Raw genomic sequence first — 15,681 nt, 5'->3', positions numbered from 1 at the left:
AGCCTTCGGCAGCTCCTACAGAGATCGGTGTAGGAGCTGCCGAAGGCTGCGATCTTTTGATCTTCAGAGGCTAAATTACAACACCATCGCGGCCACCCAGCCGAACGCCAGCAGCGGCAGGTTGTAGTGCAGGAACGTCGGCACCACGGTGTCCCAGATGTGGTGATGCTGACCGTCAACGTTCAAGCCAGAGGTTGGCCCCAGCGTCGAATCCGAAGCCGGCGAACCGGTATCGCCTAACGCCCCGGCAGTGCCGACGATGCACACGATCGCCATCGGGCTGAAGCCCAACTGCACGCACAACGGCACGAAAATCGCCGCCAGAATCGGCACGGTCGAGAACGACGAGCCGATACCGATGGTCACCATCAAACCCACCAGCAACATCAATAACGCGCCGATGGCCTGACTGTGATCGATCCACGCCGCCGCGCTTTCGACCAGGGTGCGCACTTCGCCGGTGGCCTTGAGCACTTCGGCAAACCCCGAGGCCGAGATCATGATGAAGCCGATCATCGCCATCATCTTCATGCCTTCGGTGAACAGGTCGTCGGTTTCACGCCACTTCACGATGCCTGACGCCGAGAAGATCAGAAAACCGGCTAGCGCGCCGATAATCATCGAGTCCAGCAACAGTTGAATGATGAACGCAGCCGCAATGGCCAGACCGGCAATGCCAATGGTTTTCGGGTTGTAGGCCACGCTGACCTGCTCGACCTGTTCAATCTTCGCGAGGTCATAAACGCGCTTTTTGCGGTAGCTGAAAAACACCGCCACCAACAGACCGAAGACCATGCCCAGCGCCGGAATCGCCATGGCGTGCATGACATTGATCTGGCTGATGTCGACGCCGGCCTTGCTGACGTTGGCCAGCAGAATCTGGTTAAGGAAGATGTTGCCGAAGCCGACCGGGAACACCATGTACGGGGTGATCAAACCGAAGGTCATGACGCAGGCGATCAGGCGGCGGTCGAGTTGCAGCTTGGTCAGCACATATAGAAGTGGCGGCACCAGCAGCGGAATGAACGCGATGTGGATCGGCAGAATGTTCTGCGAAGCGATCGCCACCACCCACAGCAAGCCAATCAGCAGCCATTTGACGCTGCCGCCGCCGCTCGAATGCTGGCGATCGACCATCGCCAGGGCCTTGTCGGCCAGCGCATGGGCCAGGCCGGACTTGGCAATCGCCACGGCGAAAGCGCCGAGCAGCGCGTAGGACAACGCCACCGTCGCCCCGCCACCAAGACCGCTGTTGAACGCCTTGAGCGTGGCATCAATGCCCAGACCACCGGTCAGGCCACCGACCAGCGCGCCGACGATCAAGGCGATCACCACATGCACCCGGGACAGGCTGAGTACCAGCATGACGCCGACCGCGGCTATGACTGCATTCATTTCACTACCTCAAAAAACACTGCGATGGAAAACACACCGCCAGACAGGATGAGTCCGCCAACGGGTTACCGGCGGATTTGCAAAGAGGGTCTTATTAGAAGGGCGCGCACTGTGCCGCAGAGTGGCGGCGGTGTCAAAACTACAGGGTGATTGATCGTTCCCACGCTCTGCGTGGGAATGCCGCAATGGACGCTCTGCGTCCGCTTTGGGACGCGGAGCGTCCCGGGCTGCATTCCCACGCAGAGCGTGGGAACGATCACGTCCAAAGCATGACAGTGCGGCAATTGGTCATATTGTGTTTCAGGGATAAAGAAAGCCGATTTACGGCCGTTACAGTGCAAAGTCTCAGATATTTATCGAATAAGGACGTCTCCATGTCGCTCAGACAACTTTCCATCCAATGGAAAATCACCCTGCTCGCCGGCCTCTGCCTGGCCGGTATCGTGACCCTGTTGGTGGGTCTTTCGCTGTATCGCATGGAGCACAGTTCCGAACTGGTGAAAGCCTCCAGCATGGAGATGCTCACCGAGTCCGCTCAGGCGCGCATCGAGTCGCAAGGTGAAGTGCAAGCCGCCGGCATTCGTCAGCAGTTCATGGACGCCTATCAGTACGGCCACGGCTTTTCGCGGCAGGTACTGTTCCTGCGCGAACAGGCCGAGAAGCGCTTCCTCGATGCCTTCGACCTGCGCGAAGACATGACCCGCCAGGTCAAATCCGCGCTGCAAGCCAACCCGGACCTGCTCGGCCTGTCGCTGGTGTTCGAAGCCAACGCGCTGGATGGCAAGGACGAATTGTTCGCCGGCCAGGCCGAACTGGGCAGCAACGACAAGGGCCGTTTCGCCTTGTACTGGTCGCAACCGACCCCGGGCAAAGTCACCTCGATGGCGCTGCCGGAAAGCGACATGGCCGACACCAGCACCGGCCCCAGCGGCCAGGCCGCGAATGCCTGGTTCACCTGCCCGCGCACCACGCTCAAACCGTGTGTGATCGAACCGTACTTCTATGTGATCGACGGCCACAACGTGCTGATGACCAGCATCGTCTTCCCGTTGACGGTCAACGGCAAAGTCATCGCCTCGCTGTCGGTCGACATCAACCTCAACAGCCTGCAAGCCATCAGCCAGGGCGCGAGCAAGAAGCTCTATGACGGCCAGACCGCCGTGAGCATTATCAGCCCGACCGGTCTGCTCGCCGGGTACAGCCCGGACGCCGGCAAACTCAGCCAGCGTCTGGACGCCGTGGACAAAACCAGCGGCAGCGAACTGCTGCGCATGCTCGCGGCCAGCAGCAGCGTCAGCAGCCTGCACAGCAATGGCCAGCTGAAAGTGCTGTCGCCGTTCCAGCCGATTCCCGGCGGCCCATCGTGGGCCGTGTTGCTCGATGTGCCGGAGCAAGTTCTGGTCAGCCGCGCCGAAGCGCTCAAGCAACAGCTGGACGCAAGCAACAATTCGGGCACGCTGATCGAGCTGAGCCTCGGCGTGCTGGCCGCGTTGATCGGCCTGCTGCTGGTGTGGCTGATGGCGCGCAGCGTGACCAGGCCGATCCTCGGCGTGGCGCACATGCTTGAAGACATCGCCAGCGGCGAAGGTGATCTGACGCGTCGCCTGGCTTACGACAAGCAGGACGAACTCGGCCAGTTGGCCGGTTGGTTCAACCGTTTCCTCGACAAGTTGCAGCCGATCATCGCCGACGTGAAGCGCTCGGTGCAGGACGCACGCAACACCGCCGACCAGTCCTCGGCCATCGCCACCCAGACCAGCGCCGGCATGGAGCAGCAATACCGTCAGGTCGATCAGGTCGCCACCGCCTCCCACGAAATGAGCGCGACCGCGCAAGACGTCGCGCGCAGTGCCGCACAAGCTGCCGAAGCCGCCAAGGATGCCGATCGCGCCACCCGCCAGGGCCTGACCGTGATCGACCGCACCACCGCGAGCATCGATACCCTCGCCGCTGACATGAGTGCAGCCATGGTGCAAGTCGAAGGTCTGGCCGCCAACAGCGAGAAAATCGGCACGGTGCTGGAAACCATCCGCGCCATTGCCGAGCAGACCAACCTGCTGGCGCTCAACGCCGCGATCGAAGCGGCCCGTGCCGGTGAGGCCGGCCGCGGTTTCGCGGTAGTCGCCGACGAGGTCCGCAACCTCGCCCGCCGCACGCAGGAGTCGGTGGAAGAAACCCGTCAGGTCATCGAGCAATTGCAGAGCGGCACGCAGGATGTGGTCGGCTCGATGAACAACAGCCATCGTCAGGCACAGGGCAGTGTCGAGCAGGTAGGCCAGGCAGTGACCGCGCTGCGTCAGATCGGCGATGCGGTGACGGTGATCAGCGACATGAACCTGCAGATTGCCAGCGCGGCGGAAGAGCAGAGCGCGGTGGCTGAAGAGATCAACAACAACGTGGCGACGATTCGCGACGTGACGGAGTCGTTGTCCGGGCAGGCAAATGAGTCGGCGCGGGTGAGCCAGTCGCTCAACAGCCTGGCGAATCAGCAGCAGAGCTTGATGGACCAGTTCCGCGTCTGACCCACACGACATGTAGGAGCTGTCGAGTGCAACGAGGCTGCGATCTTTTGACCCTGCTTTAAAGATCAAAAGATCGCAGCCTGCGGCAGCTCCTACAGGGTGATGCGGGGGATCAGCGGCGCGGCAGTTCGATGAGGACTTTCAAGCCGCCCCACTCACTCTCGCCCAACACCAGCAACCCGCCCCACGTGTCGACGATGTCGCGCACAATCCCCAGCCCCAGGCCATGCCCGTGGGTCTGTTCATCCAGCCGCGTGCCACGACTGAACACCTGCGCGCGCTGTGCTTCGGGGATCCCCGGGCCGTCATCTTCCACGCTCAGGGCAAAACCATCCGTACGCTCGATCACACTCAAGCGCACCTCGGCATCCGCCCATTTGCAGGCGTTGTCCAAAAGGTTACCGAGCAGTTCGAGCAAATCCTCACGGTCCCACGGCAACTGCAGCCCGGCTGGCGCAACGTAGCTCAACGCCAGGTGCTCACCGTGAATCATGTTCAGCGTCGCCAGCAGCCCGGGCAATTCCGCATCACAATCGAACAGCGCGCCCGGCAGCGCATCACCGGACAACCGTGCGCGATTGAGTTCGCGATTAAGCCGCTGCTGCACCTGCTCCAGTTGCTCCTTGAGGATCTTGCGCAGCTCGGGATGGCCATCGAGTTTCTCACTCGACGCCAGGCTCAACAGCACCGCCAGCGGCGTTTTCAACGCATGCCCGAGATTGCCCAAGGCATTGCGCGAACGCTTGAGGCTGTCTTCGGTGTGGGCAAGCAAATGGTTGATCTGCGCCACCAGTGGCTCCAGCTCCACCGGCACCTGATCATCGAGTTGCGAGCGCTGACCCTGCTGCAATTGCGCGATCTGCTCACGGGCCTTTTCCAGCGGTTTCAACGCGCGGCGCACGGTCAGCCGCTGCAAAAACAGAATCAACAACAATGCCGCCAGACCAAGGCCCAGACCAATCTGGCGCATGCGCTGAAAGCTCTCGCGCACCGGCGTGTAGTCCTGCGCGACGCTGATCGAGATCGACTGGCCCAGACGCCGATAATCCGAGCGCAGCACCAACAGTTGCTGACCGTCCGGGCCTAGTTGCAGGTTGCTGTGCAGACCGGACTGCTCCAGCAGCGGCAGATCCTGATCCCACAGCGAGCGCGAACGCCAGTGGCTGTCGGCAAAATCGATGCGGAAATAATGCCCGGAAAACGGCCGTTGATAGGCCGGCGACAGGTGCCGCTCATCCAGCTGCAAGCCTTGCGGGCCGCGCACCAGTGCCACCAGCAGGCTTTCGCTGTCGTTGCGCAGGCCGGCTTCGAGGTAACGCTGCAAACCCACTTCGAACAACCACAAACTGGTTTGCGCGACGACCAGACCGACGATCACCATCACGCTGATCAACCCCAGGCTCAAGCGGCGCTGGATCGACCTCACGAAGCCTGCCCGCCGAACAGGTAACCCTGGCCGCGACGGGTTTCGATGACACTTTTGCCCAGCTTGCGGCGCAGGTGATTGACATGGACTTCGAGGACGTTGGAATCACGCTCGGTTTCACCGTCGTAGAGGTGTTCGGCGAGGTGGCTTTTCGAGAGGATCTGCTCTGGGTGCAGCATGAAATAGCGCAGCAGACGGAATTCGGCGGCGGTCAGTTGAATGTCGGCGCCGTCACGCACCACGCACTGGCGGCCCTCATCCAGATGCAGGCCGGCGGCCTTGAGCGTCGGTTGATTGGCCTGGCCCTTGGAGCGACGCAGCAGCGACTGAATCCGCAAGTACAGCTCTTCGGGGTGAAACGGTTTGGTCAGGTAATCGTCGGCGCCGGCCTTCAACCCCTCGATGCGCTCGGCCCAGGAATCACGCGCCGTGAGGATCAGCACCGGAATCGCCAAACCGCCGGCACGCCATTGCGCGAGCACCTCAAGCCCCGGCACGCCGGGCAGACCGAGGTCGAGAATGATCAGGTCATAGGGCTCGCTGCTGCCCTGATACACCGCATCGCGGCCGTCCGCCAGCCAATCGACCGCATAGCCCTGGCGTTGCAGGCCGGCGAGTAACTCGTCAGCCAGCGGTACGTGGTCTTCCACCAATAGCAAACGCATCGATCAATCTTCCTTGTCTTTCACAAGTTCGCCGGTGTCGGCCTTCAGGTGCAACTCGCGGGCCACGCCTTCGGCGGTCAGCAACTCGACTTCGTAAATGTAGACGTCGTGCTTTTCTTCCAGCTCGACCTCCAGCAGTTTCGCGCCGGGGTAACGGTCCATCGCCTGTTGCAGCACTTGCTCCAGCGGCAGAATCACGCCCTGCTTGCGCAGATTGAGGGCTTCGTCTGGACCGAGGTCGCGGGCCATCGCCGTCGAGCAAAACATCACCAGCGCCAACGCCGTGCGGCGCGTGGCGCAAACATTAACCTTCATTACGTATCCTGATGATCCTTGAGAACCTGCCCAGTCACCGCGTCTAATTCCAGATCCCACTCGAGACCCTGCGGATCACGCATTTCGACCTGGTAGATGTACTTGCCGTACTGCTCTTCCAACTCGGTGTCGGTGATCGTCGAACCCGGATGTTTGGCCAACGCGGTGGCGTTGAGCTTCTCGAAGGAGACGATAGTACCAGCGTCACGCAGACGCAGGGCTTCGTCAGGGCCGAGATCGCGAGCATGGGCGAGGCTGGCGGTGAAGCCGATGATCGCGGCAATGGACAGGGCAGTCAGGGTTTTCATGGTGTCTCCGTATTTTTTATGTGTTGCATACGGCGGGCACCTTAGCGATTTCAACTTAACTGAAACTGAATTGCCATCATCGTCCCACCCCAACACATCACCCCATGTAGGAGCTGCCGCAGGCTGCGATCTTTTGATCTTGTCTTTTGAAAACAACATCAAAAGATCGCAGCCTGCGGCAGCTCCTACAGGAATTTGTGACATGTGCTTATAATTGTTTGCTTGCTAACGATCGAGACCGGTATGACCGCCATCCACATCAAATTCCCCGCCCTCACCCTTAAAGCCGGCCCTCGCGCCATGGCACGGATTCGCGCGCAAGGCCTGAACGCCGCTGACGTCGGCACCCTGCCCGGCGCCGCCGGTGGGCCGAAGGCGTTGGGGATTCAGGGGCTGGATCTGGCGCTGTTCGGTGAATGGCTGCCGAGTGCGCCGCGCGAGCGTTCGCTGATCGGCGCCTCGGTCGGTTCCTGGCGCTTCGCCAGCGCCTGCCTGCCGGACGCCGCCGAAGGCATCCGTCGTCTCGGTCATCTGTACGCCGAGCAGAACTTCAACAAAGGCGTGACCATGGCCGAGATCAGTCAGAGCTCGCAGCGCATGCTCAATGATCTTCTCGATGGTCGCGACGCGAGCATTCTCGACAACGCGCATTACCGCTTGAACATCATGGTGGTGAAAAGTCAGGGGCGTCTGGCTGATGACCATCGCGGTCGTCTCGGCCTGGCGCTGGGTTCGGTGATCGCCGACAACCTGCGGGGCCGCGCGCGGCTGTCGCGGCATTTCGAACGGCTGATCATCCACGATCCGCGCCTGGCGCCACCGGTGAATGCGCTGAACGACTTCCCCTCGCGCTTCGTCGCCCTGAATGTCGGCAACCTGCGTCAGGCGCTGCTGGCCTCGGGCTCGATCCCGATGGTCATGGAAGGCGTGCGCGACTTGCCGGGCGCCGGTGCCGGCACCTTCCGCGATGGCGGTCTGCTCGACTATCACCTCGACCTGCCCTACAGCGGCGACGGCATCGTGCTCTATCCGCACTTCACCGACCGGGTGATTCCGGGCTGGTTCGACAAGACCCTGCCGTGGCGCAAGGCTTCGGTGCAGCGCTTGCAGGACGTGCTGTTGCTCGCGCCGTCGAAGGAATATCTGGCGCGCCTGCCTTACGGCAAACTCCCCGATCGTAATGACTTCAAACGCTTCATGGGCGATGCGCCGAGCCGGCAGAAATACTGGCATGCGGCGATGGACGAAAGCCGCCGCCTGGGTGATGAGTTCCTCGAACTGGCTGCCAATGGTCGCCTCGCCGAGCGCTTGCTGACCCTTTAGTCAGCACGCCCAAACACAAGCTGGTAAACTCGCCGCCTGCCCGAATCGCTGCGGCGAACGCCATCTGAACAGAGCTGAAAATACCGTGGAAATCTTCAAAGAGTTTACCTTCGAATCCGCCCACCGCCTGCCGCACGTCCCGGACGGCCACAAGTGCGGACGTCTGCACGGTCACTCGTTCAAAGTGGCGCTTCACCTGAGTGGCGACCTCGATCCGCACACCGGCTGGATCCGCGATTTCTCCGAAATCAAGGCGATCTTCAAGCCGTTGTACGAGCGTCTGGATCACAACTACCTGAACGACATTCCTGGTCTGGAAAACCCGACCAGTGAAGTGCTGGCCAAATTCATCTGGAATGAAATGAAGCCATTGCTGCCGGAACTGAGCGCGATCCGTATCCACGAGACGTGCACCAGCGGCTGCATCTATCGCGGCGAATAACCCGCAACCGCCCCTGTAGGAGCTGCCGCAGGCTGCGATCTGTTGATCTTGTTTTTTACAATCAAGATCAAAAGATCGTCCGATCGCGGCCCGAGCCTGCGGCAGCTCCTACAGGGGGGCGGTTCAGAAAACAGCCTTCATGGCTGTTTTTTTATGCCTATGCTTTTTGGCTCCCCACCCGCCAAGAGGACAGGCCCATGACAGGCTGGCAGCTGGATCAGGTCTTTGATTTCAACGGGCAAGCGGTGCGCCATGCCGTGCGCGGCGACGGCCCGCCGCTGGTGTTCGTGCATGGCACGCCCTTCTCCTCCTGTGTGTGGCATCGCATCGCGCCATTCTTTTTCGCCACACATCGCGTGCACTACTTCGATCTGCTCGGTTATGGGCGCTCTGCAAAACCTGACGCCGATGTCTCCCTTGGCGTACAAAATCAATTGTTGGCGCAGTTACTCGATCACTGGGCTATTCAAAACCCCGACGTCGTTGCTCACGACTTTGGCGGTGCCACGGCGCTGCGCACGCACCTGCTCAACGGCAAGGATTACCGCAGCCTGACGCTGATCGATCCGGTGGCGCTGACGCCGTGGGGGTCGCCGTTCGTGCAGCATGTCCGCCTGCATGAAGCGGCATTCAGCGGCCTGCCCGATTACATCCAGCGCGCCATCGTGCCGACCTACATTCGCGGGGCGATTCACCGGGCGATTCCTGACGACGAACTCGCACCCTACGTTGAGCCATGGCTCGGCGATCCGGGGCAAGCGGCGTTCTATCGGCAGATTGCACAGATGGACGAGCGCTATACCCGTGAGGCCGAAAGTTTGTACCCGACGATCCGCTGTCCGGTGCAGATTCTCTGGGGTGAGCAGGATCAGTGGATCCCCATCGAGCGGGGCCGAGCGTTACATCAAATGATCCCGGGATCACAATTCCACCCGATTCCGAACGCCGGCCACCTCGTCCAGGAAGACGCTCCCGAGGCCATCGTCGCCGCCCTGCTGCGCTTTCTCTGACCTTGATCGTTCCCACGCTCTGCGTGGGAATGCCTCAACGGACGCTCCGCGTTCGGCTTTGGGTGGGACGCGGAGCGTCCCGGGCTGCATTCCCACGCAGAGCGTGGGAACGAGCAAAAAACAAAATCAAAAGATCGCAGCCTGCGGCAGCTCCTACATTGGGCTTTGGTGTGTTCGGGTGCACTGTTTTCGCGCCGACTGGCGTGTCTCGTCTATACATAATCCGCGTCACCGGCATTTGGCACGACCACTGCAACCCTCCCCGCGTCTCCCCTTTCAGCAAGGACCGCCCCATGACGCAGCACGCCCCCGGCAACGATTACCCCCTCAGCGAAGTCCCGATGCATGCGCGTTAAGGCCTGGCCTCGACGGCGATGGTGTTACTGGGCTTCACGTTTTTCACCGCGACCATGTTTGCCGGCGGCAAGCTCGGCGTGGCGTTCAGTTTCGGCGAGATGATGGCGGTGATCATCGTCGGCAATCTGCTGCTTGGGTTGTATGCCGCAGGTTTGGGTTACATCGCCTTCAAGAGCGGGCTGAACTCGGTATTGATGGGGCGCTTCTGCTTCGGTGAAGTGGGCAGCAAACTCAGTGACCTGATCCTCGGTTTCACCCAGATCGGCTGGTACGCCTGGGGCACCGCGACGGCTGCGGTGGTGCTCGGCAAATACTTCGATCTGGATCAAGGCACGGTGCTTGGCTTGATGGTGCTGTTCGGTCTGGTGTTCTGCGCCACCGCTTATGTCGGTTATCGCGGGCTGGAGATTCTCTCGTACATCGCCGTGCCGGCAATGATGTTGCTGCTGATGCTGTCGATGTGGGTCGCGACGGTAAAAGTCGGTGGTTTCGAAGGGTTGCTCAGCGTCGTACCGAGCGGTTCGCTGGACTGGTCGACGGCGATTACTTTGGTGTTCGGCACCTTCGTCAGCGGCGCAACTCAGGCGACCAACTGGACGCGCTTCTCTCGCTCAGCGCGTGTCGCGGTGCTGGCCAGCCTGATCGGTTTTTTCATCGGCAACGGTTTGATGGTGCTGATCGGCGCGTACGGCGCCATCGTCTATCAACAACCCGACGTGGTTGAAGTGCTGCTGTTGCAAGGTTTCGCCATGGCCGCGATGGCCATGCTGTTGCTGAACATCTGGAGCACTCAGGACAACACCATTTACAACTTTGCCGTCGCCGGTTGCAACCTGCTGCGCACCGGTAGGCGCAAAACCGTGACCCTCGCCGGTGCGGTGATCGGCACCCTGCTCGCCCTGCTCGGTATGTACGACATGCTGGTGCCGTACCTGATTCTGCTCGGCACGGTGATTCCACCGATTGGCGGGGTGATCATGGCGGACTTCTTCTACCGCTGGCGCGGACGTTATCCGCGCCTGGCCGACGCACGGCTGCCGGCGTTCAACTGGCCGGGCCTGGTGGCTTACGCGGTCGGTACCGTCGCCGCGTTCAGCTCGCCATGGGTCGCGCCGCTGGTAGGGATCGCTGCTGCCGCGCTAACGTATGTCATCGTCACCGGCGCGCTCGGCGCACGCAGCGCAGCCGCGCCACTACAAGACTTATAAAAAAGGATTCGCCTGATGCACATCATCAACGCCCGTTTGCGCAACCAGGAAGGTTTGCACGAATTGCACCTTGAAGACGGCCTGATCCGCAGCATCGCCCGGCAGACCGAAGCGCCGACACTGGGCCCCGACGACCTCGACGCCGGCGGCAATCTGGTGGTGCCGCCCTTCGTCGAGCCGCACATTCACCTCGACGCCACCCTCACCGCTGGCGAGCCGCGCTGGAACATGAGCGGCACGCTGTTTGAAGGCATCGAATGCTGGGGCGAGCGCAAGGTCACCATCACCGAAGAAGACACCAAGACCCGCGCCAAAAAAACCATTCAGACCCTGGCCGCGCACGGCATCCAGCACGTGCGCACCCACGTCGACGTCACCGATCCGCAACTCACCGCACTGAAAGCCATGCTCGAAGTGCGCGAAGAAAGCCGTCACTTGATCGACCTGCAAATCGTCGCGTTCCCGCAGGAGGGCATCGAGTCGTTCCGCAATGGCCGCGAGCTGATGGAAGAGTCGATCCGCATGGGCGCCGACGTGGTTGGCGGCATTCCGCATTTTGAGTACACCCGCGATCAGGGCGTCAGTTCGGTTAAGTTTCTGATGGACCTGGCCGAGCGCACCGGTTGCCTGGTCGATGTGCATTGCGACGAAACCGACGACCCGCATTCGCGCTTCCTCGAAGTGCTCGCCGAGGAAGCGCGCAGTCGCGACATGGGCGCGCTGGTCACCGCCAGCCACACCACGGCGATGGGTTCTTACGACAACGCCTACTGCGCGAAACTGTTCCGCTTGCTCGGGCATTCCGGGATCAGTTTTGTCTCCTGTCCGACCGAAAGCATTCACCTGCAAGGCCGCTTCGATAATTTCCCGAAACGCCGTGGCGTGACGCGCGTGAATGAACTGCTCGAAGCCGGGATGAACGTGTGTTTCGGCCAGGATTCCATCGTCGATCCGTGGTACCCGCTGGGCAACGGCAACATCCTGCGCGTGCTCGAAGCCGGCCTGCACATCTGCCACATGCTTGGTTATCGCAACCTGCAAAGTGCGCTTGACTTGGTCACCGACAATAGCGCCAAAGCCATGCACCTGGGCGAGCGTTATGGGCTGGAACAGGGGCGCCCGGCCAATCTGCTGATTCTGTCGGCGGACAGTGATTATGAGGTGATCCGCAGCCAGGGCTTGCCGCTGTACTCGATTCGCAACGGCAAAGTGCTGATGAAACGGCAGATGCCGGTGGTTGAGTTCGTCTAAGGTGGAGAAACCGGCGTCGCCATGACGCCGGCAACCCCCTGCGATGGATGCTCCTTCATGCTGAAGTTCGTGCGTAGTTGATTAGCCGCCATCCTCATCTTCTTGAGGATTTCCCCATGAACAACAAACACTCGCCCATGGCCTCGCTGTACCACGAAGGCCGACAGAGCTTTACCGAACTTGTACCCGATGACGGCGCCCGGCTCGATGCGCTGTTTCACACCGTGCCCGCGCTGGGTGAATTGGCGGTTGGCGTGGTTTACGGGCATTTGCACGCGCGCCCTGGCCTCGATCCGCGCCTGCGGGAAGCGGTGTCGTTTGCAGCCATTGTGGCGTCGGGCATGGTCGGCCCGCCATTGAGTGTGCATCTGAAGACAGGGCTGGCCTCGGGGTTGGCCCCCGGTGAAATGACTGAGGTGCTGTTGCAGGCCTCGGCATTCGCGGGGTTTGCGCGGGCGGTGAGTGCGGCGGAACAACTCAATCGGCTGTTCGACGAGTCTGGGTTGGCATCACCGCCAGCACCGACACCCCGTGAAATCGCGTTGGAATTCTGTGAGCAAGTGCGCGGCGGGCACGCGCCGATGCCGGTCAGTGCCGCGGTGAAACGCCTGTTGAAACATGCGCGGCAGCTGGCATTGCAGGCCAGTTCGGCGCACGCGGTGATTGTTGAATGTTTCGAGGATGAGCCGTCGCCCCGGGCATTGCTGCGGATTCAGGTGCTGTGTGATCAGGTGGTGTCGGTGACGTTGTTCAAGGCGCACTGACGAGGTGACTTGGCGGCCCCATCGCTGGCAAGCCAGGCTCCCACAGGGTTTGGGGGGTGAACAAAAAAACCGGTACACCAATAATCCACTGTAGGAGTGAGCCTGCTCGCGATAGTGGACCACCCTTCAAATCATATGTTGCCTGACTCACCGCCATCGCGAGCAGGCTCACTCCTACAATGGTTCAGAGGTGCACACAAATAATGTGGTCGCCGCAAAACCCTGTGGGAGCCTGGCTTGCCAGCGATGGCGATTGTGAATTCAACCGATCAACCGCGCCGTACCAAACAACCTGACACGCACCCGCTCGCCGTCGATTGCTTCCAGCAGAATCGGTGCCGTGCCACCGGGCATGACCACCTGCACTTCTCCGGCTTCGACCCAACCCACCCGCCATGCCGCACATGCGACCGCACTGGCGCTGGTGCCTGAAGACGCGGTCGGCCCTTCGCCACGCTCGAAGACTCGCGCGACGATTCGCTGCGCAGACTCACGCACCGCCCATTGCAGATTGATGCCCGCCGGACACGGGTCGCCAGCGCCGGTCGGCATGGCGTAGGCGATTTTCGTCAGGGCTTGGTTCAGCGGCGACGCACGCATATGTTGGTTGCTCGGCAGCGCCGCGCCGTCACTGAGCAACGTCACGCAATGGGGATTGCCGATACGTACGAACTGGCTGTGTTGCCAGACCGGGTTGAGTGTTGCCAACGGCTGAATTCTGCAAACCTTCCGGCCATTGAAATCAACATTTTCAACGCTCTGCGCATCCACCGCACGCGGCCCGAAATCCGCTTGACCGAGGTCGAGCCAGAAGCCTTTCACGCCTTCGACTTCGGCAGGTTTCACCGAGGTCTCCACCGCGTCACCTTTATCGTGGTGAACACGCAACAACGCGCCCTGCTCTGCCAGCAAACCTTGCTCGGTCAGCGCCTGGGAAAATATCGTCAGACCGTTGCCACTGCGCTCGGCGAGGGTGCCATCGGTGTTGACGATCAACACATCGAACGGCGGCGAGGCCTGGAACGGGCCGATCAGCAGACCGTCGCTGCGGTGGGATTTGCTGTTGGCTGGGCGCTTGCCATCGGGCCAGTCGCAGCAGCGTTTGATAGCGGCCTCAGTCCAGGACTGGCGCAAGGATGCGCACTCGGCAGCGCTGGCAGGCAGATCAATGCCCGCCTCGCGCAGTGCTTGCGGCGAAACCACACCGTAGATATTGCCCCGCGCATCATAAAACTGCGTCATCACTCGTAATCCCTGCAACCGAAAAAACCCACTGTAAACCGCATTCCCCTGTAGGAGCTGCGGAACGCTGCGATCTTTTGATTCAGATCTTGAAAACAAAGATCAAAAGATCGCAGCGTGCCGCAGCTCCTACAGGAGAAGGTAGGATGTTGTCTGTACTTCCTCGAATGACGGGCGATCGAACCTCGACGCCGTATCACTGTCCTTCGGGGACGCGAAGTTTTTTGCCAAGGATTGATATGACCAGCCTCAACGCCCAAGACACCTTCGTCCCCGGACGCCTGCAACAGATGTCCACGCGCATCGCCTTTTTTATCGCCGGGCTCGGCATCGCCGCGTGGGCGCCGTTGGTGCCGTACGCCAAAGCGCGCGCCGGACTGGATGAGGGCACGCTCGGTCTGTTGCTGTTGTGCCTGGGGGTCGGCTCGATTCTGGCGATGCCGCTGGCGGGGATTCTCGCGACGCGTTTCGGCTGCCGGCGAGTGGCCACGGGCGGCACGCTGCTGATCTGCGCGGCGTTGCCGTTGCTGGCGACGGTGTCGTCGATTCCGGCGTTGGTTGCCACGCTGTTCATGTTCGGCGCCGGCCTCGGCACGGTGGATTCGACGGTCAACCTGCAAGCGGTGATCGTCGAGCGCGCCAGCGGCAAGAACATGATGTCGGGCTTTCACGGCTTGTTCAGCCTTGGCGGGATCGTCGGCGCGGCGGGCGTCAGCGCCTTGCTCGGCCTTGGCTTGACGCCGCTCACCGCCATGCTGGTGGTGGTCGTGGTGCTGATCGCCGCGCTGTTCAAATGCGTGCCGCACATGTTGCCCTACGGCAGTGAAAGCTCGGGCCCGGCGTTTGCCATTCCCCACGGCATCGTGCTGTTCATCGGCGGGATGTGCTTTATCGTCTTTCTCACCGAAGGCGCGGCGCTGGATTGGAGCGCGGTGTTTCTGGCGCAGGAACGCGGGATCGACACGGCGTACGCGGGGTTGGGTTACGCGGCATTCGCGTTGACCATGACCGCCGGGCGCTTGATGGGTGACCGGATTGTGCGGATTGTTGGTGCAACGCGGATCATTCTGTTTGGCGGGCTGTTGGCGGCGGCGGGTCTGTTTCTGGCAACGTTCGCACCGAGCTGGGAAGCGGCGCTGGTCGGTTATGCGCTGGTCGGCGCCGGCTGTTCGAACATCGTGCCGGTGCTGTACACGGCGGTGGGCAAGCAGACGGTGATGCCGGAAAGCATCGCGGTGCCGGCGATTACCACGTTGGGTTATGCGGGGATTCTGGCGGGGCCGGCGGTGATCGGCTTTGTCGCGCATGCCAGCAGTTTGAGTTTTGCCTTTGGGCTGATGGCGGTGTTGTTGGTGGCCGTGGCCATTGGTGGGAAGGTGTTGAAGGTCTGAAGCAAAAGATCGCAGCCTGCGGCAGCTCCTACATTGGAATGCGTTCCCTGTAGGAGCTGCCG

The 15,681-nt window shown here is 61.4% G+C and carries 13 protein-coding genes and 2 pseudogenes; 9 read left to right on the top strand and 6 right to left on the bottom strand.

Annotated features, from left to right (window positions below; genetic code table 11):
- Positions 1-75 precede the first annotated feature (75 nt).
- Positions 76-1,395: a Na+/H+ antiporter family protein gene (locus EJA70_RS19375; protein WP_158832824.1), complete on the bottom strand. Its 1,320-nt coding sequence runs from the start codon at positions 1,393-1,395 to the stop codon at positions 76-78.
- A 185-nt stretch (positions 1,396-1,580) separates the two neighbouring features.
- Between EJA70_RS19375 and EJA70_RS31410 the strand changes: the two are divergent.
- A pseudogene (locus EJA70_RS31410) lies at positions 1,581-3,059 on the top strand (HAMP domain-containing protein); the annotation flags it as partial.
- 102 nt (positions 3,060-3,161) lie between these two features.
- The gene (locus tag EJA70_RS31405) at positions 3,162-3,917 is read left to right on the top strand and encodes a methyl-accepting chemotaxis protein (RefSeq protein WP_371924612.1); all 756 of its coding nucleotides are present in this window, start codon (positions 3,162-3,164) and stop codon (positions 3,915-3,917) included.
- 112 nt (positions 3,918-4,029) lie between these two features.
- Here EJA70_RS31405 and EJA70_RS19365 read toward each other — a convergent pair whose 3' ends face one another.
- The 4 genes from EJA70_RS19365 to EJA70_RS19350 are packed head-to-tail and all read right to left on the bottom strand — an operon-like array spanning position 4,030 to position 6,631.
- Complete coding sequence (locus tag EJA70_RS19365; protein ID WP_158832820.1) at positions 4,030-5,343, bottom strand: sensor histidine kinase; 1,314 nt, start codon at positions 5,341-5,343, stop codon at positions 4,030-4,032.
- Complete coding sequence (locus tag EJA70_RS19360) at positions 5,340-6,008, bottom strand: response regulator transcription factor (protein WP_008081496.1); 669 nt, start codon at positions 6,006-6,008, stop codon at positions 5,340-5,342. Before EJA70_RS19360 ends, EJA70_RS19365 begins: the two co-directional genes overlap by 4 nt.
- A gap of 3 nt (positions 6,009-6,011) precedes the next feature.
- On the bottom strand, positions 6,012-6,323 hold the full coding sequence (locus EJA70_RS19355; RefSeq protein WP_008081498.1) for a PepSY domain-containing protein: 312 nt from the start codon (positions 6,321-6,323) through the stop codon (positions 6,012-6,014).
- Complete coding sequence (locus EJA70_RS19350; protein WP_158832818.1) at positions 6,323-6,631, bottom strand: PepSY domain-containing protein; 309 nt, start codon at positions 6,629-6,631, stop codon at positions 6,323-6,325. The genes EJA70_RS19355 and EJA70_RS19350 overlap by 1 nt, the downstream gene beginning before the upstream one ends.
- Before the next feature lie 243 nt (positions 6,632-6,874).
- On the opposite strand from EJA70_RS19350, the gene EJA70_RS19345 reads away from it, so the two are divergent.
- The 6 genes and pseudogenes from EJA70_RS19345 (at position 6,875) to EJA70_RS19320 (ending at position 12,986) form a co-directional block, all read left to right on the top strand.
- Positions 6,875-7,954, top strand: a complete 1,080-nt coding sequence (locus EJA70_RS19345) for a patatin-like phospholipase family protein (protein WP_158832816.1) — start codon at positions 6,875-6,877, stop codon at positions 7,952-7,954.
- Between the two features lie 85 nt (positions 7,955-8,039).
- Positions 8,040-8,396 (top strand): 6-carboxytetrahydropterin synthase QueD, encoded by a 357-nt coding sequence (queD, locus tag EJA70_RS19340; protein WP_007915588.1) that lies wholly within the window; start codon positions 8,040-8,042, stop codon positions 8,394-8,396.
- Positions 8,397-8,593: 197 nt separating this feature from the next.
- Entirely contained in the window at positions 8,594-9,406 is an 813-nt protein-coding gene (locus EJA70_RS19335) for an alpha/beta fold hydrolase (protein ID WP_158832814.1), read from the top strand.
- A gap of 293 nt (positions 9,407-9,699) precedes the next feature.
- A pseudogene (codB, locus tag EJA70_RS19330) lies at positions 9,700-10,971 on the top strand (cytosine permease).
- A gap of 15 nt (positions 10,972-10,986) precedes the next feature.
- Positions 10,987-12,222, top strand: coding sequence for a cytosine deaminase (gene codA / locus EJA70_RS19325; protein WP_008085402.1), 1,236 nt, complete (start codon positions 10,987-10,989; stop codon positions 12,220-12,222).
- A 116-nt stretch (positions 12,223-12,338) separates the two neighbouring features.
- The gene (locus EJA70_RS19320) at positions 12,339-12,986 is read left to right on the top strand and encodes a carboxymuconolactone decarboxylase family protein (RefSeq protein WP_158832812.1); all 648 of its coding nucleotides are present in this window, start codon (positions 12,339-12,341) and stop codon (positions 12,984-12,986) included.
- 261 nt (positions 12,987-13,247) lie between these two features.
- On the opposite strand, the gene EJA70_RS19315 is transcribed toward EJA70_RS19320, so the two are convergent.
- The gene (locus EJA70_RS19315; RefSeq protein ID WP_158832810.1) at positions 13,248-14,228 is read right to left on the bottom strand and encodes a diaminopimelate epimerase; all 981 of its coding nucleotides are present in this window, start codon (positions 14,226-14,228) and stop codon (positions 13,248-13,250) included.
- 239 nt (positions 14,229-14,467) lie between these two features.
- On the opposite strand from EJA70_RS19315, the gene EJA70_RS19310 reads away from it, so the two are divergent.
- Positions 14,468-15,619, top strand: a complete 1,152-nt coding sequence (locus EJA70_RS19310) for an MFS transporter (protein WP_158832808.1) — start codon at positions 14,468-14,470, stop codon at positions 15,617-15,619.
- The last annotated feature ends 62 nt before the right edge of the window (positions 15,620-15,681 follow it).

Source organism: Pseudomonas sp. PB103, assembly GCF_009764635.1.
GTDB lineage: Bacteria > Pseudomonadota > Gammaproteobacteria > Pseudomonadales > Pseudomonadaceae > Aquipseudomonas.
Note: the sequence above shows the minus strand (reverse complement) of the source record. Positions and strands in the feature narration are given on the sequence as shown.

Bases quoted from the DNA above. Each gene is read 5' to 3' on its own strand.
- EJA70_RS19375 (WP_158832824.1), bottom strand. From the start codon at position 1,395: ATGAATGCAGTCATAGCCGCGGTCGGCGTCATGCTGGTACTCAGCCTG.
- EJA70_RS31405 (WP_371924612.1), top strand. From the start codon at position 3,162: ATGGAGCAGCAATACCGTCAGGTCGATCAGGTCGCCACCGCCTCCCAC.
- EJA70_RS19360 (WP_008081496.1), bottom strand. From the start codon at position 6,008: ATGCGTTTGCTATTGGTGGAAGACCACGTACCGCTGGCTGACGAGTTA.
- EJA70_RS19355 (WP_008081498.1), bottom strand. From the start codon at position 6,323: ATGAAGGTTAATGTTTGCGCCACGCGCCGCACGGCGTTGGCGCTGGTG.
- EJA70_RS19350 (WP_158832818.1), bottom strand. From the start codon at position 6,631: ATGAAAACCCTGACTGCCCTGTCCATTGCCGCGATCATCGGCTTCACC.
- EJA70_RS19345 (WP_158832816.1), top strand. From the start codon at position 6,875: ATGACCGCCATCCACATCAAATTCCCCGCCCTCACCCTTAAAGCCGGC.
- EJA70_RS19335 (WP_158832814.1), top strand. From the start codon at position 8,594: ATGACAGGCTGGCAGCTGGATCAGGTCTTTGATTTCAACGGGCAAGCG.
- codA (WP_008085402.1), top strand. From the start codon at position 10,987: ATGCACATCATCAACGCCCGTTTGCGCAACCAGGAAGGTTTGCACGAA.
- EJA70_RS19320 (WP_158832812.1), top strand. From the start codon at position 12,339: ATGAACAACAAACACTCGCCCATGGCCTCGCTGTACCACGAAGGCCGA.
- EJA70_RS19315 (WP_158832810.1), bottom strand. From the start codon at position 14,228: ATGACGCAGTTTTATGATGCGCGGGGCAATATCTACGGTGTGGTTTCG.
- EJA70_RS19310 (WP_158832808.1), top strand. From the start codon at position 14,468: ATGACCAGCCTCAACGCCCAAGACACCTTCGTCCCCGGACGCCTGCAA.